Source organism: Rossellomorea sp. y25 (genome assembly GCF_038049935.1).
Taxonomy (GTDB): domain Bacteria; phylum Bacillota; class Bacilli; order Bacillales; family Bacillaceae_B; genus Rossellomorea.
This window is the reverse complement of record NZ_CP145886.1, coordinates 897,465-916,345: the sequence shown is the minus strand read 5'-3', so window position 1 is coordinate 916,345 and position 18,881 is coordinate 897,465. Positions and strand designations below refer to the sequence as shown.

Genomic DNA, 18,881 nt, shown 5'->3' with positions numbered 1-18,881 from the left:
AAATGCAACAACCTACCTTTAAGTTAGTTTGACAAACTAACTATATATCATTTATTACCTACTGTCAAATGAAATAAATAAAATACTGTTTTTAAACGGAGCCTGCCCCGAGTACGTTATAACGTTACCGTGCCCGAGGTCATGCTCCCAAGACCATGGTGAATCCATTGCATTCAAAAGCGTTCCGGTTCTAAAATCAGCTAGATTTTTAACGCACTCAGGTGCCTTTCTTTCCCGACGATCGCATCCATCACCCAATTCGTTCGTGCACCGGAATCTCCAGTACTTGGACACCAATCGCCACCCTCGGTCAGCTCTTTCACAATCGTTTCAACAAGCGGCTGATGAACATGGAGGGGGCGTTCAAAACTCCATTGCTCTTTTCCTTCAATTGTTGTCAACGTGACGGGATCATCTCCAAAAGTAGAAAAGCAGATCTTCCCTTTACTTCCGACAATCTCATTCATGTCCACATCTTCAAAAGCCGTGAAACACCACTTTCCGATTCCTTGAACGCCGGATGTAAATTGATATGTACCCGTCACAATATCTTCTGCCTCATAATAGCCACCTTGATTCGATGCAAACCCTTTTGCCTCTTGTATGGGTCCGAGCAGAAAATCTAGAATATCGAGAGTATGGCTGGCCAGATCGAAGAATAATCCGCCACCGGCAACAGCAGGCTGGACACGCCAAGGAAGATGTTCGGAATCCTTCACGTCGACCCGCGCTTTTTGATACTGAGTCGAGGAGACAAAACGAACGTCTCCGATTGCCTCTTGATCCAGCAATTCTTTGATTTTCAAAAAGCGCTCCTGTGCCCGGCGGTAGTATGCCACATACAAGGGAACACCAGCCTCTTTACAAGCAGCCACCATTTCAGTGCATTCATCAAAGTCACGAGCCATCGGTTTTTCAACATAAACAGGTTTCCCCGCAGCCGCTGCCTTCAGCGTATATTCCTTGTGAGAGCCTGGCGGCGTGGCGATATAAACCGCATCCACCTCAGGATCATTTATGAGTGCATTGGCGTCATCGTACCACTTGGGTACCTGATGTCTTTCCGCGTAATCTTTGGCCAAATCGCCTGTCCTCCGCATGACCGCGACAAGCTCTGAATTTTTCACCTTCTGAAAGGCAGGGCCGCTTTTCTTCTCTGTCACATCGCCGCAGCCGATGATTCCCCAGCGCACTTTTTTATCATGCATGGGTGGATCCCTCCTAATAAATTGTTGTTCTCAAGCAGCTCATTATAGACTGCACTTGAATTCGCCATTTTCAGGCTACCCTAATGCTGATGAAAACAGCTTAGGATCATTTCTATAATTCATACGGGGTTCTTTCGCCCTCTTCCCCTATTTTACACATAACGAGGTACTCTACTGGAAGATACCATATATTCAATTGTAAAAAAAGAATCTGGTAAGATAGTAGAATGAAAGTACTGGATGTATCCGGAAGCTTACTTAAATTGAAGCCAACCTATCTTCTTTTATCTGCTTTTCGACGGAGAAAGACCTTAGATTGTCAATTTTTATCTGGAGCCGGCTCCTTTATGGGCATGAGGTGACGGATATAAAGTCAAATCCTCCATACGAAGTTCTTCCAGCTTTGGAATTGAACCAGATTCCGCCACATTCAATCCTGATTTCCGATTATTAATCCTGTACGGAATTTATTGATCCTGCTTTCGATTTATCAATCCCCTTTTTAACGAATTGATCCGCCATGTCGAATGTTCTTTATTTTGGAGAAGCCACGGGTCGGTACCGCCCCTCCTTAGAAAAACAGAAAACTGAATATCTATTGTTTGCTTTAATACTTATAGAATAAATTGCTGCAAGTCCCGATCTATCAATAAAGGGTGCTCTTCTGTCTATGGAACACTCATTTAATATGGGGAGGTATCTTTTTCTTGGAATAAATTTAATCATTCGATATTTCTCATACTGCTTAGGATTTCCAACTCCCGGATAGTTCGCCGATACTGATTTTGTCAGGATCCTTCCGGCTACGACAACCGCATTATCCCCTATTGTCATCTCTTCTCTTGATGATTCCCTCTGCGATGATAAGATTCAAGAACCATCCAATCCAAACGGAGATTTGATAAGACACGATGTAGTCCAGACCCGCGCCACTATTCAATGCCAGTGTCAGGATGTAGATCGATGTGTTGGCTAGAGTGACAGCATAGCTCCTCGTCATCCATCTTTTGTGATCGGCCACTTTTCCCTGCCTGATCTTCTTATAGGCCAGGTAAGTGGTTCCCGTCCAAACCACATTCAGACACAGGAAGCCCAGGAAACTGATCCATCCACCTGTGGCATAAAAAGAGACATATAGAGCAGGTATGGCATTTAGGAAAATAGAAAGGACGTAGAATCGCCCGGCGTACTTGTGCAAAGTAGCCGTCCCTTTCCTGGATCTCTTCAAAAGAGCGATGGGTCCCGCACAAAGCGCTACAAGTGATAGGATGATGTGCGTTCTAAGGAAGAACGTCCAAAGATGATTCTCCAACAGCTCAAAGGAACCTTTATGCTCGAGAAATCGTGAGAAATCAGGATCCACGATGAAATTCTTTGAGAATGTATGTCCGAACCATGCCAACACGATGATCAACAGGAAAAGGAAAGACACCCTTCTCATACGAATATGTCCTTTTGACAAATTCGAATAAAGCACATCAGGAGTTGGTCAACTTCTTCAAGCGTATTGTGGATGGAGAAACTGACCCTGATAGCGCCTGCCGCATTCTCCTCCTGGATACCCGCAGCGGAAAGCACCCGGGACGGCTTCCCGCTTTTGGATGAACAGGCAGAACCGTTTGAAACATAGATCTCCTCCTGTCCTAACTGCTCCATGACGTCCCTCGAATTGGTCCCCTTTGTAGAGAAATGAACAATATGGGGAGCTCCATTCTCAGGGGAATGGATCGTGACGCCCGGAATCATTCTGAGCCCTTGGATTAGGTGATTTCTTAATGAGGTCAGATGATTGACACTTTCTTCAAAACGAAGTACCTGTTTCTCCATGGCTAACGACAGGGCTACACTTCCAGCCAGGTTCTCCGTTCCTGATCGCAATGCACGTTCCTGTCCTCCCCCTGCTTGAACGGGAAACAGGTTGGTTCCATCCTTTACATACAATAGACCCGTTCCTTTTGGGGCGTGAAGTTTATGCCCGGATAGGGACAGCAGGTCAATCCGACTCATATCCAGTGAAATCTTCCCGAACCCTTGGACAAAATCTACGTGAAAGAGGATGTCGGGGTACTTTGCTAACAAGGTAGCGACCTCCTCTATAGGCTGTATGCTCCCCACCTCATTATTGACCCCCATAATGGAAATCAAGATGGTCTCAGGACAGATTTCTCGTTTGAGATCCTCTAGATGGATCATTCCATGAGAATCGACCGGCAGATAGGAGACGGTGAACCCTTCCTGTTCAAGCTGTCTACAAGTTTCATAGACAGAAGCGTGTTCAATGGAGGTGGTAATGATGTGATGGCCCTTTTGTCGGTTGGCATAAGCCGCACCCTTCACGGCCAAAGTGTTGCTCTCTGTCCCTCCTGAAGTAAAGATCACTTCACCCGATTCTCCCCCCAGAGCTTCTACCGCCCGTGCTCTCGCCTTTTCAAGCATCAGAGAAGCAGCCTGTCCCAGCCGGTGAGAAGAGGAAGGATTTCCTGGATAAGCCGTTGAAACATGTACAAACTCTTTCAGGATGTTATCATCTACAAACGTTGTCGCACTGTTATCAAAGTAAATCATGACCGGGTCTCCCTTCTCCCTTGTCTCTTCCATTTACTAACCGTTTTCAAGGTTCCTGTGACGATTGGGAGGATGAATCCCGCTCCCTTCCATGCGATCATCCCGCCTTCGAGATGAGAAGCAGAAAAGCCGTTGTCTCTTAAAAACTCACAAATATAAGGGCTTCTATATCCTGCAGAGCAATAGACCACATACTCTTTCCCCTTCTCTAATTCATTCAACTTTGAAGGAAGCTCCTTAATCGGAATATGAATCGCTCCTGGTAACATACCTGATTCCACTTCGAAAGATTCCCTGACATCCAACAATTGTATGGCATCGTTGGCTTTCAATTGTTCCTTCAGATCTTTAGGTTTTACAGCGACCACTCCGCCTCCTTTCCCCTTATGTTCCTTTAATGTAAAAGGAATTTCTTCTACCCTATACGTTTCGAATAATGGAAACATGTCCATCGTTTGTTTGGCCGCTGCCTCTGCTTCCTCTTTCGTCGATTTGATCCCAAGGGCATACCACTCTTTAGAGCGCTTCATCTTAAGTGAAATGGAGAAGCAGGACTGCCTGCAGTTCCTGCAAAGACCATCTTTCAACTCCACATGTGATTCCGTGCATATGGTACAAACGTTATTTCCCATCGTTCTCTCCTTTTAAACAATAATTTAAAACAGTTGTTTTAATTCACTTTTATAGTAAAAATGTTTCTCGCTTTTGTCAATTCATTCAGTTTCCTTACTAACGATGACAAAACCTTATATATCAAGGTTTTTTGCCTTTCTGGCTTTTACAAGGAACGATTTGTCATAAATCGTTCACCTGGACGTCAACGAATGTTCACGTGTACACTCTCACTCATCCGGGTTGATTTCACACGAATGAAATGACTATAATAATGTTTAAAACAACTGTTTAAGGAGGAAAGCGGAGTGTCCAAGCGCAAGGATAAAAAAGAGCGGATCTTAAAAGCCGCTGAACAAGCCTTTGCCCATGAAGGTTCCAATTTTTCATTGCGGACCGTCACGGAAATGGCTGAAGTGAATGTGGCTGCCGTCAACTATTACTTCGGATCTAAATCTCAGCTGATCGAGGAGTTGGTTGAAGGAATTTCTGGGGAGTTAAATAAGGAACAGCTCAGAAGACTGTCTGAATTGGATCAATGTCAGGTTTCAGATATCGTGGAGGCCTTTACTACCCCTTTTTTTCTTCTTTATTCAAACAAAGCGGATCGAAAAGTCAAAACAGCTATATTGGGAAGGCTGCTGATCGATACCCAAGCAGAAACCCGCGAGACATTCTATCAGAATACAAGAGAGATCGACGCAGCATACCTGGAGGCTCTAAAGAAACGCCTCCCGGAATTATCTGAAGAAGAACTATATTGGAGGTACCGCAATATGATAGGCCTCATCATCCATAATCTAGGGAAATTCATTGACCTTCCGGATGGTAATAGCTCTTCTCTTTCTGACCGGGAATTGATTTCAAGGATTGTTGGGTTCTGCAGTGCGGGCCTTTCATCTTCTTCTGGGAATGATTTCAAAAGCATGGAAAATAATCGACATTAGAACTTCTCCTGCAGACTAAGAATGGACATTCAGAACAACGGGGACAGGCACCAAGGCCCTTATACAATAAGATAGCCAAGGAACCTGTCCCCGCGATTTTTTAAATTAATCGTATATGATAGCTTTTCCTTGTTCACGTAACGTTTTTAAGCTTGTCAGCATATGAGTGATTTCTTCATCGGAATGTCTTTCCCATGAACCTAATTCTGCTATTATTTTTAATGGCGATTTAGATCTGTAAGAACGGGTTGGATTTCCTTTGAATCTTTTGTTCGTTAAGTTCGGGTCGTCTTCAAATTCGCCTAATGGTTCTACCATGTAAATTCTTTCTTTTGAATCAGATGTTGCTAATTCAGCACCCCATTTAGCTGCATCTAATGTTGCGGTGAAATAGATATAGTTTGATTTTTTGTCTTGGTAATTTGATAAGTGTTGTGGTTCAAGAAGCTCTCCGATGTTCAATTCCGCTTTCGTACCATGAAAGAAAGGACCATTGTCTAAAACATCTTTTTTACCATTCATACTGAATCACCTCTTAGAATTTTAGGCTTGCTTTTAACAGTATAGGGCAGGAGCTCTAGAAAGTGCAGTCTATAAATTGATCATTTTTAGTAGTATAATCTAAGTAGAGGGAATTGTATGAAACCACCTGTTTATTTACCACTATATCCTTCTACAGAAGAAGCACACAGTTAAAAGACTCGTCAAATTCGACGGGTCTTTTTTTCACTTTATATGGAGCGATTAGTCAGAAACTTATCGAAAAAAGTAACAAAAACGAATACAAAAAAAATCAAATTTTCCACCTATATACGATCTTTTCTCCACCAGTAGTTGTTTTTCGATCGTTGGAGTTAACTATTTTCTAATGAAGCACTGTCTATTCCAACCTCCCTCTTTAAATAGGCTTATGTATCAGTAACAATACCCAGCAAGGTGACATAGATTGTTGAAGAGTGTTCACATAGTGCATTTACCTAAATGACAGAAATTCCTTTAAAAAAGTTTTTGTTTCTTAGTTTCGAGAGCCCTTGGGTAATTTGTTTGGGAGGTAATGAAGAGAATGAATAACTTTCACAATGAACTTCAAAGTCTGAATGTAGGTGATTTCCAGGCAACACAACCTGTTTCCTGGGATCAAAACATGTATGATCCGAATGACGAAAGACTTTTCCTTGGATTTGGAGGCTGTTTCGGCTTTGGCTTCTCATGCTTCTTTAGCTGTTTTGGCTGTGGTGGATGTTTCCGTTGCGGAGGCTGCGGCAGATGCGGTGGCTGTGGCAGATGTGGCGGTTGCGGAAGATGTGGACGCTGCGGCCGATAATCGGCATTTAGAATATTGTTTTCAACTTGATCCCTGTATGAGTCGGTGCAGGGGTCTTTTTTATACATAAGGGACAAATTGAGACTCATACGATGATAATGATAGTCACATTAGCGGATGTAAGGAGGAGCGCTATGGCAAAGTTGGACCCTTCTATGCGTTTAAAAGTGAAGAGGGATACGTTTTACCTCCCTGAACCAAACAGCGGTGTTTTCTTTAGGAATAACCAATGCTCTTTCCGCATGGAAGGAAGTGGAATAGATCAATGGGTGGAGAAGCTGCTGCCGATGTTCAATGGGGAGTACTCCCTTGAGTATTTGACGAACGGTCTGCCTGGACCTTATCAAAACAGGGTCATGGAAATGGCAGAGGTTTTGCATAAAAATGGATTTGTTCGGGACGTGAGCAGGGATCAGCCACACCGGCTGCCCCAACATGCAGTGGAGAAATTCGCATCACAGATCGAATTTGTCGACAGTTTGGCAGGTTCGGGAGCTTCAAGGTTTGAAACCTACCGCGGGGCCAATGTCCTGGCAGTCGGATCTGGTCCTTTACTGACTTCACTCGTTTCATCGCTGATTGAATCCGGGATGGCTAAGCTGCAGGTGCTCCTGACCGATGAGGTTCCAACGAATAGAGGCCGGCTGCTGGAGCTTGTGGACCATGCGTGTAAAACCGATCCGGAGGTAGAGCTCCTGGAAGTGAGATTCAATGAAGACGGATGGCGGGAGACCCTGAAGCCTTTCGATTCCATTTTATACGTAAGTCATAAAGAAAACCTTGAGGAGTTGGACCTCCTCCATGCCATCTGCCGAACAGATAAGAAGCTGTTTATTCCGGCGATTTGTCACAGGCAGAAAGGAATCGCTGGCCCCATCATCCATCCTGATTCCGAGGCTGGCTGGGAATCGGCATGGAGGCGCATCCACACGACTGCCTTGCTAAAGGAAAATCAGTTCCCTGCTGAATCGGCGGTCCCTGGAGCGATGCTTGCGAACATGATTGTCTTTGAGTTATACAAGGAGCTGACAGGTGTTTCAAAATCCAATCAGAGAAATCGAATCTTTCTGCTGGATTCAGAAACCCTTGAAGGAAGCTGGCATTCCTTTTTACCCCATCCCCTGGAAACAGGGAACGTAGCAGCTGAAGCCGTTCAGAGTCTGGAAACACGGTTGGAACAGGACTCTGATAGATCTGACCCTGAAAAGATGCTGTATTTCTTCAGTCTGCTGACGTCAAAAGAGACGGGGGTTTTTCATGTATGGGAGGAAGGAGAAACAAAGCAGCTTCCATTGGCTCAATGCCGTGTCCAGCCGATCGATGTACTATCCAAAGGTCCCGCAGAACTGCTCGATGAAGTGATCTGCAATGGTTTGACCCATGAAGAAGCACGCCGGGAAGCCGGATTAAGAGGAATAGAGATGTACGCTTCACGATTGACCAGGATGATCGTCCCTCATGAGACGGGTGAATATATGGCCACCGGAGCAGGAGCGACATTTGCAGAATGTGTCGGTCGCGGTCTTCGGAAGTGTTTGACTGAGGGGCTGAGGAAAAGAGAATCTGTTCAAAGCTGCACGATTTCCCGTCTTGAATTGGATGGGGTGGAAGATGAAAAATGCCGTTTTTACTTAAAGGCACTGACCACCATGCAAGGAAAGCCGGAAATCGGATTAGGGGAGGATTTGGCTGGATTTCCTGTCGTCTATGTTCGTGGAAAGAATGGCTGGTATGGAAATACCGATTTCACGATCACCATGGCACTGAGGAACTCTTTGCAGCATGCACTCTTTCAAGCTCAGAATGATACGGAGTCCATCGACGCAAAACCTGTTGTCTTTGCATTAGAGGAACAGAATGCCCAAAGAATAGCCATTCAAGCGAATGAAGACAGAATCCAACGTGAGAACCTGAAAGAAGCAATCAATACCTTGAAAAGAAATCAGAAGAAGTTAGTCGTGCATGAGCTGAATATTGAACCCGCTTTTAAACAGGAGCTCGCAGGCGTGTTCAGTGTGCTGCTGCGAGAGGAGGAAACCTGATGAGTTCTTTCGTGGTGATTGTGGGAAGTGGGATGCTTGCGGACCTTGTATGTGCGCAAATGTCAGCCCGCTATCCCGTTTTCCGGCAAAAAAACGTTGAAAAAAAGTTTCCGGCACATACAGATTTGGTGCTGACATTGGATGATACCTGGAATCCGGCTGTCCATCACATGGCCGAAGAAGTGATGAGGCAGGCTCAAGTACCATGGCTGAGAGGCTTCGTTTCGTTTGGAGAGGGAATCATCGGCCCCCTGGTTCGTCCGAACATACCAGGATGCTCACAATGTGCCGATGTGAGGCGTCTCCTTGGAGGAAAGGAACGGAATGAAATGCGGGAGGTACAGGAAAAACTCGCTGAAGTTGGTGGAATCGCGAAAGACCCGTGGGCTTCGAATACCGGTTTACTGCATATGACTCACATGATTGCAGCAGAAGCCGGCAGGCTCCTTGAGGGTGAAAAGGCGTATTCCGAAAGACGGATATGTGTAACCGACTTGAAAACATTGAACAGCTCCTGGCACTCCTTCGTTCCCGACTCGTTATGCCGGATCTGCAGCCAGATTCCGGATGACTCACCGGAAATAGCCCATGTTTCCCTTCAGCCCAGCCCGAAGATTCATGCCGGCAGTTTCCGCTGTACTCCCCTGGATGATTTGAAAAACGTTCTTGTTAAAGACTATCTGGATAATCGTACCGGACTTTTCAACAGCAAGATGTACGATCTGGTGACGCCATTTGCCGATGCGAGTGTCAATATGCCGATGTTCTCCGGGGATGAAGGAACGGCTGGACGGACTCAAGTCTACTCAGACAGCGAGCTGACTGCCATTCTTGAAGGATTGGAACGTCACTGCGGCCTAGAGCCCCGGGGCAAACGGACAGTCGTCCATGACAGCTACCGACAATTGGCGGAACATGCACTGAATCCCCTGAAGGTCGGCGTGCACACCGACGAGCAGTACGCTATGCCAGGCTTCCCATTTGAGAAGTTCGACCCTGACCGGGCAATGGACTGGGTTTGGGGTTACTCCCTCATCGAAGAACGGCCGATTCTCGTCCCTGAGCTCCTCTCCTATTACAGTCTGGGTTGCGGCTCATCCGGTTTTGTCTATGAAACGTCCAATGGCTGTGCCCTTGGGGGAAGCCGGGAGGAAGCGATTTTTTACGGAATCATGGAGGTAGTCGAAAGGGATTCGTTCCTTATGACCTGGTATGCCGAACTCAATCTGCACCGTCTCGATCCTCTTACGGCAGAGGACGAGGAGCTTCAGTTAATGATCGAACGGATGCGGGCAGTTGCAGGGTATGATCTATATTTGTATGACTCTACCATGGAGCACGGAATTCCAAGCGTCTTTGCGATGGCCAAGAACAGGAAGGATCAAGGATTGAATCTGATCCTCGCGGCAGGTGCCCATCTGGATCCGGTAAGAGCGGCAAAAAGCGCGATTCAGGAGCTCGCCGGGATGATGCTGAATCTGGATGAAAAATTGGAGAAGAACAAGTCGAATTATGAAAAAATGCTTGACGATGATTCCCTTGTCAGGCAGATGGATGATCACGGCATGCTGTATGGACTGCCCCAGGCCGAGGAACGTTTCACATTTTTGCAGGATGACAGCCGGCCTTTGCGGAGTTTTCAGGAAGTATTCAACTGGATGTCTGATCACAAAGATCTTACGGATGACCTGAAGGATATTCTAGAAACTTTCCGGAACCGGAACCTTGATGTCATTGTCGTGGATCAAACCGCACCCGAACTGGAACAAAACGGACTATACTGCGTGAAAGTCTTGATTCCCGGCATGCTTCCCATGACATTCGGTCATCACCTCACCCGTCTGACAGGATTGGAAAGAGTCCTTCAAGTCCCTGCAGAACTGGGATATGCCGACCGGCCGTTGACCTATGAGCAGCTGAATCAAAAACCGCATCCGTTTCCTTAAGGTACTAGGAGGTAAGGAGGATGAGTCTGGAAGAATTTTTACACAATCTGCAATTTGATATCAATCGGGCCAATCAGCCAAACTGGGAAGCGGACTGGGACGATGCCCCTCTCCCCTATAAGCTATACCGGGGGTTGCGGGTCGTGCCATTGTCTCTTGAAGTACCGGTGTCACTCACCTGGAGCCAGGCACCGTCAGAACCCGACTTAGAAAGAATCGGTCATTTTCTCTGGTATGTCTATGGCATCACCGGGGTAAGCCAGTCGGTGGATTCTGATGACTCCGAGCATCAGGAGTCTTACCCCATCCACTCTTATCGGCGGTTCGCTCCATCAGGAGGGGCCCTGTATCCGAATGAACTATATATCTATTTAAAATTGGATGATTTACCCCACGGAATCTATCATTATGATGTTGCCCACCATCGCCTCGTCCTGCTCCGGGAAGGGAATGTCGATTCATACGTGGAAAGGGCACTCGGCAATCGCTGCGAAATTTCATCCTGCTTTGCCACAGCCTTTGTCTCCACAAGGTTCTGGAAAAACTTCTTTAAATACAATAACTTTGCCTATCGGCTGCAGGGATTGGATGCCGGTGTTCTGATGGGGCAGCTGCTGGAGACAGCCAAACGGTTTGGCTTCGAGTCAGGAGTATATGTTCAATTTCTGGATTCAGCGGTCAACTCTCTGCTTGGACTGACCGAGGAAGAGGAAAGTGTTTATACCGTCATCCCGCTTTCGGTTGCACCAACGAACTGGGCTGGAAATAGGAAGGGAATGGAACGGACATTCACCGCTGAAGAAGTATGCAGGGAGCTTCCCCCACTTTCTGTAGAACACTACGAAAGGTCTGAAAGGATTAGAGAGTTTCCTATGTTACTAGAAGCGAATGAAGCTTCTAAAATCGGTTCGACAGCCGATTTTCAGAAACTCGGAAAACAACCGGCTTTCAGAACCGGTGAAAACGAAATTCATCTGCCAGAGGTGGAGCCCTTCACCTATGATTTTGTTGAAATATGCAAAAACCGCCATTCCCCCGAAATGGATTTTGTCATGAGTAAGGTCAGTCAGCAGAAGCTCGCGACGTTATTAAAAAAAGCGACTCAGTCCTACTCCTTTCGAAGTGACATCGACGAAGTTCCTTACGGCAATGAATCCGGTGTTTCGATTTTTGGCTGTTTATATAATGTGGAAGGCGTACCAAATGGGGCATACGCATATGACAGCGTCCGCCATTCATTGCGGCAGATCAGCACAGGGGATCATCGTCTTCAGCTTCAATCAGGTCTGTCTCTAGATAATGTCAATTTGCATCAGGTGCCCCTATGCCTTCATATCATCGGGAACAAAGATCACTATCAAGACACCTTGGGATACAGAGGCTACAGGATCATGCAAATGGAAGCCGGAATGCTAGTACAGCGCCTGCTATTGGCTTCATCGGCCGCCGGGTTTGGCGGACACCCGCTGCTTGGGTTTGATACGACGTTGACAGATGAAATCTACAAACTCGATTCAAAAGGTCAAACCACCTTGATTCAAATCCCGATCGGACCTTTTCGGGAGCGGGCTTGGGTGAAAGGGAGTTTGTTAAGTTAGGAGCCTTGGGATCGCCCCATGGCTCTTTTTTAAAACCGGGATAAACTGGAGGGTGAATGGAAGAGATCCATTCCTTATTTAACTGGTCCCCCTTGCATGTTTATACTCTCTGCATTGCTTCGTTGATATATTTACTTGAGATTTACCATCTTTACAATTTATACGATGTTTTTTCAGGGAAGTGAGGAGACGAAAAAATGAGGCTGGGACAAAAGTGTTTTAGTCTAAGTGAAACCCGAACAAATCTACCTTCTAAGAAGCAGATTTGTTCGGGTTTATTATTTATTTCGATACATTTGATTTTAGCTGTTTCCAGCGGTTGATTGGAGTGCAAGACGAAGACTCCTGCGGGAAAAGTAGCTTATGTGAGACTTGTCCAGCTATAGGGCTTAGAGGCAAATGTCATAAGTCTGATCGTCCATGAAGGCAAAGAACGCCTTCAAGGCCGCTCCGCCTTATGCCAACCGCCTCTGAGCGAAGCCCTTCCGCCTTTCTACCCGCAGGCTTGCCGAGGAGGCTCACCGGCTACCCGCGGAAAGTGTAGTCTTGCACGGAAATCATTAGCGGTATTAAGAACCTACACTTCTATTGTTCGTCTTTACATCGTGGCATTTTAGTTTTGTCCCAGGCTCTTTTCCCTACTCTTAACTCAATTTAACTTGCGAATCTAATTCATCAGAATCCCTATAGGAACGATAGGAAACGAATCTCTTCCCGTGTAATGAACCATCCAGTTGTAAAATACGGTCAGCCTTTGTTTCTAAGTAGAAGTGATAATGGTTGATGTTCAACCTGGAAAAGGTAATGGTGATACCCAAAAGATGCTTCCTGGTTTCTTGTGTGTCGTGATGGTGCTGTACGAAATCCGCCAGCTCCTGTACGGAAGCTGTGGGAATATCTGCGATAGAATAATACGTCCCCTTCATAGTATCTTTGAACTTACTCATAGCGGCGAATGCCCTGTCTTTTAACTTCTTGCCTTCTAACTCCATACGCTCACTCCTCTTTGGTCACTAGTAAGAAGAATCCCCAATATGGCATAAAATTAACCAAAGTGCAGGGTGAGTTTTCTGTGTCAACTTCCTTTCTATAACCTTTCATCAGTCAACTATGAGGGAAACTGAAAAGATTCTGGAGGTCCGTCCCTCCGGAAAATTGGAAGGGTCGTTTTCTATTGCATGAGTCATATACTTTTTAAAAAGGGGGACTGTTCAATGAATCAGGTTCATGAGACTGAGAGGAAAGGGTTAAATGGAAAATCGGTTGCCTCATTCATATTAGGTATCCTATCCATCGTCATTGTGATTATTCCTGTTATCGGAGCTGTTCTGGGCATAGTCGGTGTCATACTGGGTATGATCGGACTGAAAGAAGTAAAACGTGATAACCGGGAGGGCAAGAATCTGGCCATTGCAGGGGTCATTTTCAGTATAATCGGCATTGTATTTTCCATTTGTTGGGTCGTCATTGCTTATATGACATTTACGAGTACGATTTCTACTTGAACAGGAACCACAGGGACAGGTACCGTGGCTCTTTTCCATTAATGAGGCCAAGGTACCCGTGCCTATTCTTCATTTCTCTCCCTCATTTACAAGCGAGCGAATACTCTTTGAATAAATGCTGTTTTCCCTTCCGAATAGGCTTCCCGATCGTCAGGAAATTGGTTGGCCAGATGTTTTTTTAACACAGCGTATTCATCCCTTAAAGTTGGGTTTCCGTTTAGAAGATCCCGAAACAAACGTTGCTGCTCCCATCTTGGTTCACCTTCTGGCATTAGGTGTAGATGAGCGACACGTTTTTCGTTTTCCACCTTTATGAAAAATCTCCTCCAAGGTCGGTTGTCCAACCCCGGCGGAACATAATGCCATTGACCCTCCGCAAGTTTACATGCAATCTCGTCTAAGTCGTCAAAGGATGGAATCATCGCCATCAAGTCAAGAATCGGTTTGGCAGGAAGGTTGCGGATCGAGGTGCTTCCAATATGCTCCACTCCCTTTACACCATAGGGACCTAACAAGCGTAGGAGTCCCCTCGCTTCAGCGGTTCCTGCGTCAATCCAGTCCGGGTTTGGAGATTCAATCTCTATTGATTCCACAGCCCATTTTGGCCAATTTCGTTTTTCCATCAGTTAACTCACACCCTTCTCCAGTTCAAACTCATCCCTGATCGGAAGCCCATCATTCCCGGATCCCGGGATTTATTTTTCTTGCTTTCCCCACGGCATTCCGGTGGAAGTTCGATAGGAGGAAGCCCCCCTTTTGATCGTCCAACTGTTATGAATCCATAAAAACATCCATGATCCTATCACAAATATCATGATGAATAGTCCCATCATAATTCAATAAAACCACCACTCCCAGATTGAGCTCAGGAACCATGGTCATCAGGGATCTGACACCTAACTGACCTCCCCCATGTTCGACGATTTTATATCCTCTATACGTATCTGTAAACCATGCAAGTCCATAGCTCCTGACATCACATCCAGGCGCCCTCCACTCTTCGCTTACAAGATGAATGGGCTTTTGCATTTCTTCTATTAATTCTGATCGTAAGATAGCCGATTCCTTATTCAAATGGAATGTTAAATAGTTGCCTAAATCATTGGCAGTCGAATACAAATACCCGATTGGAGCCGAGATTGGATTGATGGGAAAAGGCGTTTCTATTTTATCCTCGCCTACATAATATCTGGCACTGTTCTGATCTTCTTCCACCTCATGCGGGTCACTCGTCGTCCGCTTCATACCAAGAGGTGTGAGGATGTCATCGTGCAGGGATGCTTCCCATTTGCGGCCTGTCACTTTTTCAAAAAGATCGGCAAGAATCACATACGCATCCGTGCAATAATTCCATCCCTCCCCTGGTGGGTATTCCAATTCTACTTTTTCGAACCATTTCGTGATATCTTCGCGATTTTTTATACTAGTAATCTCTTCTTCTGTAAGCTGATAATGGTCCAATGCTTCCTGAAATTCTGTCGGTGTATCTGAGAATATTTCCTTTACATTCGGAGCAATCATATTGGCGATCCCCACTTCTGAAGGAAAACCTGCCGTGTGGGATAACACATGTCTGATGGTGATCCTGTCGCTTTGTTCTTGATTCTTCGTTCTGAAGTATGGCAAATAGGTAACAACCGCATCGTCCAATGCAATTAAATTCTTCTCTACAAGCTTCATGATGGAAAGCGCCATAAAGTTCTTGGATATACTTTGAATGCTCATCCTAGTATCGCCGTCAATCGGGCGTTCTGCATTTCCGATCCTGGCATTCCCAAACCCCTTGGAATAGATCGTGGCTGAATCTTTCACAATGGCAACGCTTACTCCGACTCCCTGGTGATCATGAAGCAGGTCATTTATGTATTCTGTTATTTGATTATATTGTTTATTAAGTGATTTCATATGAGCCTCCATACAAGTATTTCATGTACTCTATCAACTTTTCAAAAAACCATTCTTAAACATATCATACCAACCTTGCAGTTTTTCCCCTTCCAGCACACCAAGCTTATGCAAGATATCCCTCGAAAACTCCAATGCCCCGGTTCCATTCGCTGTGATCAGGCCACCATCACTGACCGATTGCCTTTCTATATAGTGCTCATCCCCTCGGTAGTTGGGTGCCCCTTCTTTTAAATAGGCCAGTGAATTCCCAGTATGTTTACGGTCATCCAGATATCCATGAATCCCTAAGAACGTGGTGGCATCACAAATGGCGGCCACTGGAATTCCGTTTTCAAAACAATGATCCACAAGCTTCTTTGTCTGTTGATTTTTTTCTTCTCTCCATCCAGTACCCCCGGGAATGATCAGCATCTCAAGTGACATAGGATAATCTTCTAAACTATGATCCGGAACGACCCTTAACCCACCCATCGAAACCTTAGGCTCTTTATCAATCGCAATGGTCTGAACGTGATAACCCGTTCCTTGTTTATTGATTTCTGCCGTTACGTAGCTTGCTTCCCAATCGGCGAAACCGTCTGTGATCAATACCAACACGTTTTTCATGTGTGTTTCCCTCATTTCCTATTTAGAGTACAGTCCGTTCAGTAGAGTTCATCAATCAAATTCCTTTTATTGGAACAATCCTATAACTTTATTTTACCACAAGTTCACTCGTGTGTTTCCCGGATAAATGGTCCTTGCCTCGGTACTACTTTATAAGACTGAGGTTCCGGGCTTGCTGTTCGAATCGGAGTCCATTTGTCCTTTTTGATCTGCTTTTCGACGGGAAAAGGCGTTAGATTGTCCATTTTTAGTTGGAGACGGGTCCTGGGAGGGGATGAGATGCCGACTATAGAGTGAAGTTTCTCAAAGGGAATGCCTTTGAGTTTGGAATTAATCCAGATTGGGACACATTCAATCCTGAATGGGGATGATTGATCCTGTACTGGATTAATTAATACTCTCTGGAGATTATTAATCCTCTTTTTACATAATTGATTCTTGGTGTCGAATTTTCTTTATGACAGGCAGGTACCGTGACTTAAAGAAAAAAGGTTCCGATCAAGAGATCGGAACCTTTTTTCATCTATACGCTTTTTTCAATCCATCATAGCTGTTGATCACCGCAGTGACCAATAATCCAACCGATATCGTCAGGTAGAGCCACTGGAAATTGAAGGAGCTGTTGAACAGTTCCTGTATCCTATCTGTGAATCCGGTATTCAGCACCTCCATGTTCCTGAAAACAAACATAAAGGCTAGAACAGGAATGAACTGATATACGGCATTCACGATCGCAAGCTTCCTGGTCCAGACCCCCGCTTTCCATTTTAGAAGAAGCAGGTGAAGTTCCAAGCCGATCAGGACCACGACCAACGGCCAATACCCCATGAGTACCTCCTGATCAAAGATAGGAGTAAACATTCTTTCGTTGTCACTCTTTTCATACAATCCGACGATACTTGACGCTTTAAAGTAACAGGTTGACCAGATGACCGTCCATACCAGACCTCCGAAAATCTCCAGCTTGGAAATTCGTTTTTCTTTTGGGATATACGGGATGTCATTCAAGTCATCAGGCGTCCACTCTTTTCCTTTCATGGTGATCGGAAGCTGACTGTCCGAAGAAACGGTCCGCTCGATGATGGCGAAGGTGAGGGTCAGCCAAAAGAAGACCTGCATTCCAGTTCCGATGACCTCGACCACGCCATTTCCTGCGATGGACAGGAATATCTCAATGGGACTTGATTCCCCTGAGTAGCTCAATACAGATGATACGGCTAACACGATGAATGTGATGGCGGCAGAAATCGGGAGAATGACCTTCAAGAGCGTCATATACAGATCATAATATCTTGGCCCGATCAGGTGCATCGGCCTGTCTTGATAATTCGAAGCAAGCACGGCAGGGTTCCCGAGTGACGTCAGTACCTCCCTCACATCATCCTCTGTATACTCCTCCGGCAACATGTCTTCAATCGTGGATGTCAATTCGAGGGCAATATCCTCCCGATTCTTCTCCGGCAGCCTTCTCATCACTTCTTGAATATAGAGTTCAACAAGCTTCATCCTTCCTCATCCCCCTTTAATAAAATGGCCAGTTCCCCCGACATCTTTTCCCATTCGGCCTGTAACTGTCCCAAGATCTCAGTGCCGTATTCGCTCAGCACATAATACCTTCTCGGCCTGCTTTCCGACCGGTCCCAGCTGCTAGTGACCAGTTCTTGCTTCTCCAAACGGCGCAGCAGCGGATAAAGTGTACTCTGCTCCATCGAAATTCCGCTTTTCTCCAGTAATTGGACAAGTGAATATCCATACTGGGGTGACCGCAATTGACTCAATACGGCCAGGGTCAATGTCCCCCTCCTCAGTTCCGTCGTCAAGGAAGTCAGCAGTGACTTATCCATATGTTCACCTCTTTGATTGAATTATACTGTGTGTCGTACACTATATGGTTTATACTATGTATCATACACTATAGAGGTGCGTAATAGAACGATTTTTTTTAAAAAAAGAAGAAGGATCAAAGAACGTTGGGGTGTTCTTTGATCCTTCTTTCACTTAGGCGAACCACTAACCACGGGGACAGGTACCGTGGCTCTCATACAAATGGTGCCAAGGAACCTGGCCCTATGGCTTCCGCTTCAGGACTTCAACAACACAAACAGAATTGCTTTTGTCCAGTAAACTGCCCCCGACAAATACCGTCTGGATCACCTGTACATGTAATTGAAAGACTTCTAATATTATCAACAAGAAAAGCTTCTCTACCTTCTATGATTTCAGTAGTTATTCTGCCATCCATTGTTTCAATGATAGCGGTCATCATACATTCTTCAGAACCGGATACTTCTAGATTGGATACGGTTATCTGGGTCACACTCTCACGAGCCGATAGATCTTCATATACGGTTCGAGTGGTACCATTACAGTTCTGTTCAAAAAACTGGGGAACGAAGGGGATAATTGCAGTCCTTGTAGACTGCATTCCTCTTGTTCGATACTCCTGCCCTTACACTTTTTCTTCTTTTTCATAGAACAAGTATGGCATGACAGACATTCACATACTTGTTGAGATACTGTAATTTGTCCCTGGCATGTATTCTCAGGTAAACCTTCGCATTTCACTGAGACACTCTTTAACCCATTTACTGCTATAGCGATGGCATTACTATTAAATACT

At 45.4% G+C, this 18,881-nt stretch carries 17 protein-coding genes; 6 read left to right on the top strand and 11 right to left on the bottom strand.

From position 1 onward, the window contains the following. Nucleotides 1–200 precede the first annotated feature (200 nt). From AAEM60_RS04510 to AAEM60_RS04495, 4 genes are all read right to left on the bottom strand, one after another. A complete protein-coding gene (locus AAEM60_RS04510) occupies nucleotides 201–1,208 on the bottom strand; it encodes a Gfo/Idh/MocA family oxidoreductase (RefSeq protein ID WP_341357526.1) in 1,008 nt (335 codons plus the stop codon). Between the two features lie 817 nt (nucleotides 1,209–2,025). Further along, a complete protein-coding gene (locus tag AAEM60_RS04505; protein ID WP_299742313.1) occupies nucleotides 2,026–2,649 on the bottom strand; it encodes a DUF2306 domain-containing protein in 624 nt (207 codons plus the stop codon). Next, nucleotides 2,646–3,773: a cysteine desulfurase family protein gene (locus AAEM60_RS04500; RefSeq protein ID WP_299742310.1), complete on the bottom strand. Its 1,128-nt coding sequence runs from the start codon at nucleotides 3,771–3,773 to the stop codon at nucleotides 2,646–2,648. Before AAEM60_RS04500 ends, AAEM60_RS04505 begins: the two co-directional genes overlap by 4 nt. Then, on the bottom strand, nucleotides 3,770–4,405 hold the full coding sequence (locus AAEM60_RS04495; protein ID WP_341357525.1) for a rhodanese-like domain-containing protein: 636 nt from the start codon (nucleotides 4,403–4,405) through the stop codon (nucleotides 3,770–3,772). Before AAEM60_RS04495 ends, AAEM60_RS04500 begins: the two co-directional genes overlap by 4 nt. A 288-nt stretch (nucleotides 4,406–4,693) precedes the next feature. On the opposite strand from AAEM60_RS04495, the gene AAEM60_RS04490 reads away from it, so the two are divergent. Continuing rightward, nucleotides 4,694–5,332 (top strand): TetR/AcrR family transcriptional regulator, encoded by a 639-nt coding sequence (locus AAEM60_RS04490; protein WP_299742304.1) that lies wholly within the window; start codon nucleotides 4,694–4,696, stop codon nucleotides 5,330–5,332. Between the two features lie 105 nt (nucleotides 5,333–5,437). Here AAEM60_RS04490 and arr read toward each other — a convergent pair whose 3' ends face one another. Beyond that, nucleotides 5,438–5,854, bottom strand: coding sequence for an NAD(+)--rifampin ADP-ribosyltransferase (gene arr / locus AAEM60_RS04485; RefSeq protein ID WP_299742301.1), 417 nt, complete (start codon nucleotides 5,852–5,854; stop codon nucleotides 5,438–5,440). Between the two features lie 541 nt (nucleotides 5,855–6,395). Between arr and AAEM60_RS04480 the strand changes: the two genes are divergently transcribed. From AAEM60_RS04480 to AAEM60_RS04465, 4 genes are all read left to right on the top strand, one after another. After that, the gene (locus tag AAEM60_RS04480) at nucleotides 6,396–6,656 is read left to right on the top strand and encodes a heterocycloanthracin/sonorensin family bacteriocin (RefSeq protein WP_299742298.1); all 261 of its coding nucleotides are present in this window, start codon (nucleotides 6,396–6,398) and stop codon (nucleotides 6,654–6,656) included. Nucleotides 6,657–6,790: 134 nt separating this feature from the next. After that, nucleotides 6,791–8,698: a putative thiazole-containing bacteriocin maturation protein gene (locus AAEM60_RS04475; protein WP_341357524.1), complete on the top strand. Its 1,908-nt coding sequence runs from the start codon at nucleotides 6,791–6,793 to the stop codon at nucleotides 8,696–8,698. Then, nucleotides 8,698–10,644, top strand: coding sequence for a TOMM precursor leader peptide-binding protein (locus tag AAEM60_RS04470; protein ID WP_341357523.1), 1,947 nt, complete (start codon nucleotides 8,698–8,700; stop codon nucleotides 10,642–10,644). Before AAEM60_RS04475 ends, AAEM60_RS04470 begins: the two co-directional genes overlap by 1 nt. Nucleotides 10,645–10,664: 20 nt before the next feature. Beyond that, entirely contained in the window at nucleotides 10,665–12,242 is a 1,578-nt protein-coding gene (locus tag AAEM60_RS04465; protein WP_341357522.1) for a SagB family peptide dehydrogenase, read from the top strand. Between the two features lie 644 nt (nucleotides 12,243–12,886). Here the strand turns inward: AAEM60_RS04465 and AAEM60_RS04460 are convergent. Then, nucleotides 12,887–13,234 (bottom strand): hypothetical protein, encoded by a 348-nt coding sequence (locus AAEM60_RS04460; protein WP_299742286.1) that lies wholly within the window; start codon nucleotides 13,232–13,234, stop codon nucleotides 12,887–12,889. A gap of 222 nt (nucleotides 13,235–13,456) precedes the next feature. Between AAEM60_RS04460 and AAEM60_RS04455 the strand changes: the two genes are divergently transcribed. After that, nucleotides 13,457–13,747, top strand: a complete 291-nt coding sequence (locus AAEM60_RS04455; protein WP_299742283.1) for a DUF4190 domain-containing protein — start codon at nucleotides 13,457–13,459, stop codon at nucleotides 13,745–13,747. Nucleotides 13,748–13,833: 86 nt separating this feature from the next. On the opposite strand, the gene AAEM60_RS04450 is transcribed toward AAEM60_RS04455, so the two are convergent. The 5 genes from AAEM60_RS04450 to AAEM60_RS04430 all read right to left on the bottom strand — a co-directional run bounded on the left by AAEM60_RS04450 (nucleotide 13,834) and on the right by AAEM60_RS04430 (nucleotide 18,105). Further along, entirely contained in the window at nucleotides 13,834–14,370 is a 537-nt protein-coding gene (locus tag AAEM60_RS04450) for a GrpB family protein (RefSeq protein ID WP_341357521.1), read from the bottom strand. A gap of 148 nt (nucleotides 14,371–14,518) precedes the next feature. Continuing rightward, nucleotides 14,519–15,652 carry a serine hydrolase domain-containing protein gene (locus AAEM60_RS04445; RefSeq protein WP_341357520.1) on the bottom strand — a complete coding sequence of 378 codons (1,134 nt, stop codon included), beginning with the start codon at nucleotides 15,650–15,652 and terminating at the stop codon, nucleotides 14,519–14,521. Nucleotides 15,653–15,685: 33 nt separating this feature from the next. Continuing rightward, nucleotides 15,686–16,261, bottom strand: a complete 576-nt coding sequence (locus AAEM60_RS04440) for a type 1 glutamine amidotransferase family protein (protein ID WP_341357519.1) — start codon at nucleotides 16,259–16,261, stop codon at nucleotides 15,686–15,688. A 519-nt stretch (nucleotides 16,262–16,780) separates the two neighbouring features. After that, nucleotides 16,781–17,767, bottom strand: a complete 987-nt coding sequence (locus AAEM60_RS04435) for a hypothetical protein (RefSeq protein ID WP_341357518.1) — start codon at nucleotides 17,765–17,767, stop codon at nucleotides 16,781–16,783. Beyond that, the gene (locus AAEM60_RS04430; protein WP_299742268.1) at nucleotides 17,764–18,105 is read right to left on the bottom strand and encodes a PadR family transcriptional regulator; all 342 of its coding nucleotides are present in this window, start codon (nucleotides 18,103–18,105) and stop codon (nucleotides 17,764–17,766) included. Before AAEM60_RS04430 ends, AAEM60_RS04435 begins: the two co-directional genes overlap by 4 nt. Nucleotides 18,106–18,881: the final 776 nt, after the last annotated feature.

Excerpts from the sequence above, each read along its gene's own strand:
- AAEM60_RS04510 (WP_341357526.1), bottom strand. The coding sequence starts at position 1,208 with ATGCATGATAAAAAAGTGCGCTGGGGAATCATCGGCTGCGGCGATGTG.
- AAEM60_RS04505 (WP_299742313.1), bottom strand. The coding sequence starts at position 2,649 with ATGAGAAGGGTGTCTTTCCTTTTCCTGTTGATCATCGTGTTGGCATGG.
- AAEM60_RS04500 (WP_299742310.1), bottom strand. The coding sequence starts at position 3,773 with ATGATTTACTTTGATAACAGTGCGACAACGTTTGTAGATGATAACATC.
- AAEM60_RS04495 (WP_341357525.1), bottom strand. The coding sequence starts at position 4,405 with ATGGGAAATAACGTTTGTACCATATGCACGGAATCACATGTGGAGTTG.
- arr (WP_299742301.1), bottom strand. The coding sequence starts at position 5,854 with ATGAATGGTAAAAAAGATGTTTTAGACAATGGTCCTTTCTTTCATGGT.
- AAEM60_RS04480 (WP_299742298.1), top strand. The coding sequence starts at position 6,396 with ATGAATAACTTTCACAATGAACTTCAAAGTCTGAATGTAGGTGATTTC.
- AAEM60_RS04475 (WP_341357524.1), top strand. The coding sequence starts at position 6,791 with ATGGCAAAGTTGGACCCTTCTATGCGTTTAAAAGTGAAGAGGGATACG.
- AAEM60_RS04470 (WP_341357523.1), top strand. The coding sequence starts at position 8,698 with ATGAGTTCTTTCGTGGTGATTGTGGGAAGTGGGATGCTTGCGGACCTT.
- AAEM60_RS04465 (WP_341357522.1), top strand. The coding sequence starts at position 10,665 with ATGAGTCTGGAAGAATTTTTACACAATCTGCAATTTGATATCAATCGG.
- AAEM60_RS04460 (WP_299742286.1), bottom strand. The coding sequence starts at position 13,234 with ATGGAGTTAGAAGGCAAGAAGTTAAAAGACAGGGCATTCGCCGCTATG.
- AAEM60_RS04455 (WP_299742283.1), top strand. The coding sequence starts at position 13,457 with ATGAATCAGGTTCATGAGACTGAGAGGAAAGGGTTAAATGGAAAATCG.
- AAEM60_RS04450 (WP_341357521.1), bottom strand. The coding sequence starts at position 14,370 with ATGGAAAAACGAAATTGGCCAAAATGGGCTGTGGAATCAATAGAGATT.
- AAEM60_RS04445 (WP_341357520.1), bottom strand. The coding sequence starts at position 15,652 with ATGAAATCACTTAATAAACAATATAATCAAATAACAGAATACATAAAT.
- AAEM60_RS04440 (WP_341357519.1), bottom strand. The coding sequence starts at position 16,261 with ATGAAAAACGTGTTGGTATTGATCACAGACGGTTTCGCCGATTGGGAA.
- AAEM60_RS04435 (WP_341357518.1), bottom strand. The coding sequence starts at position 17,767 with ATGAAGCTTGTTGAACTCTATATTCAAGAAGTGATGAGAAGGCTGCCG.
- AAEM60_RS04430 (WP_299742268.1), bottom strand. The coding sequence starts at position 18,105 with ATGGATAAGTCACTGCTGACTTCCTTGACGACGGAACTGAGGAGGGGG.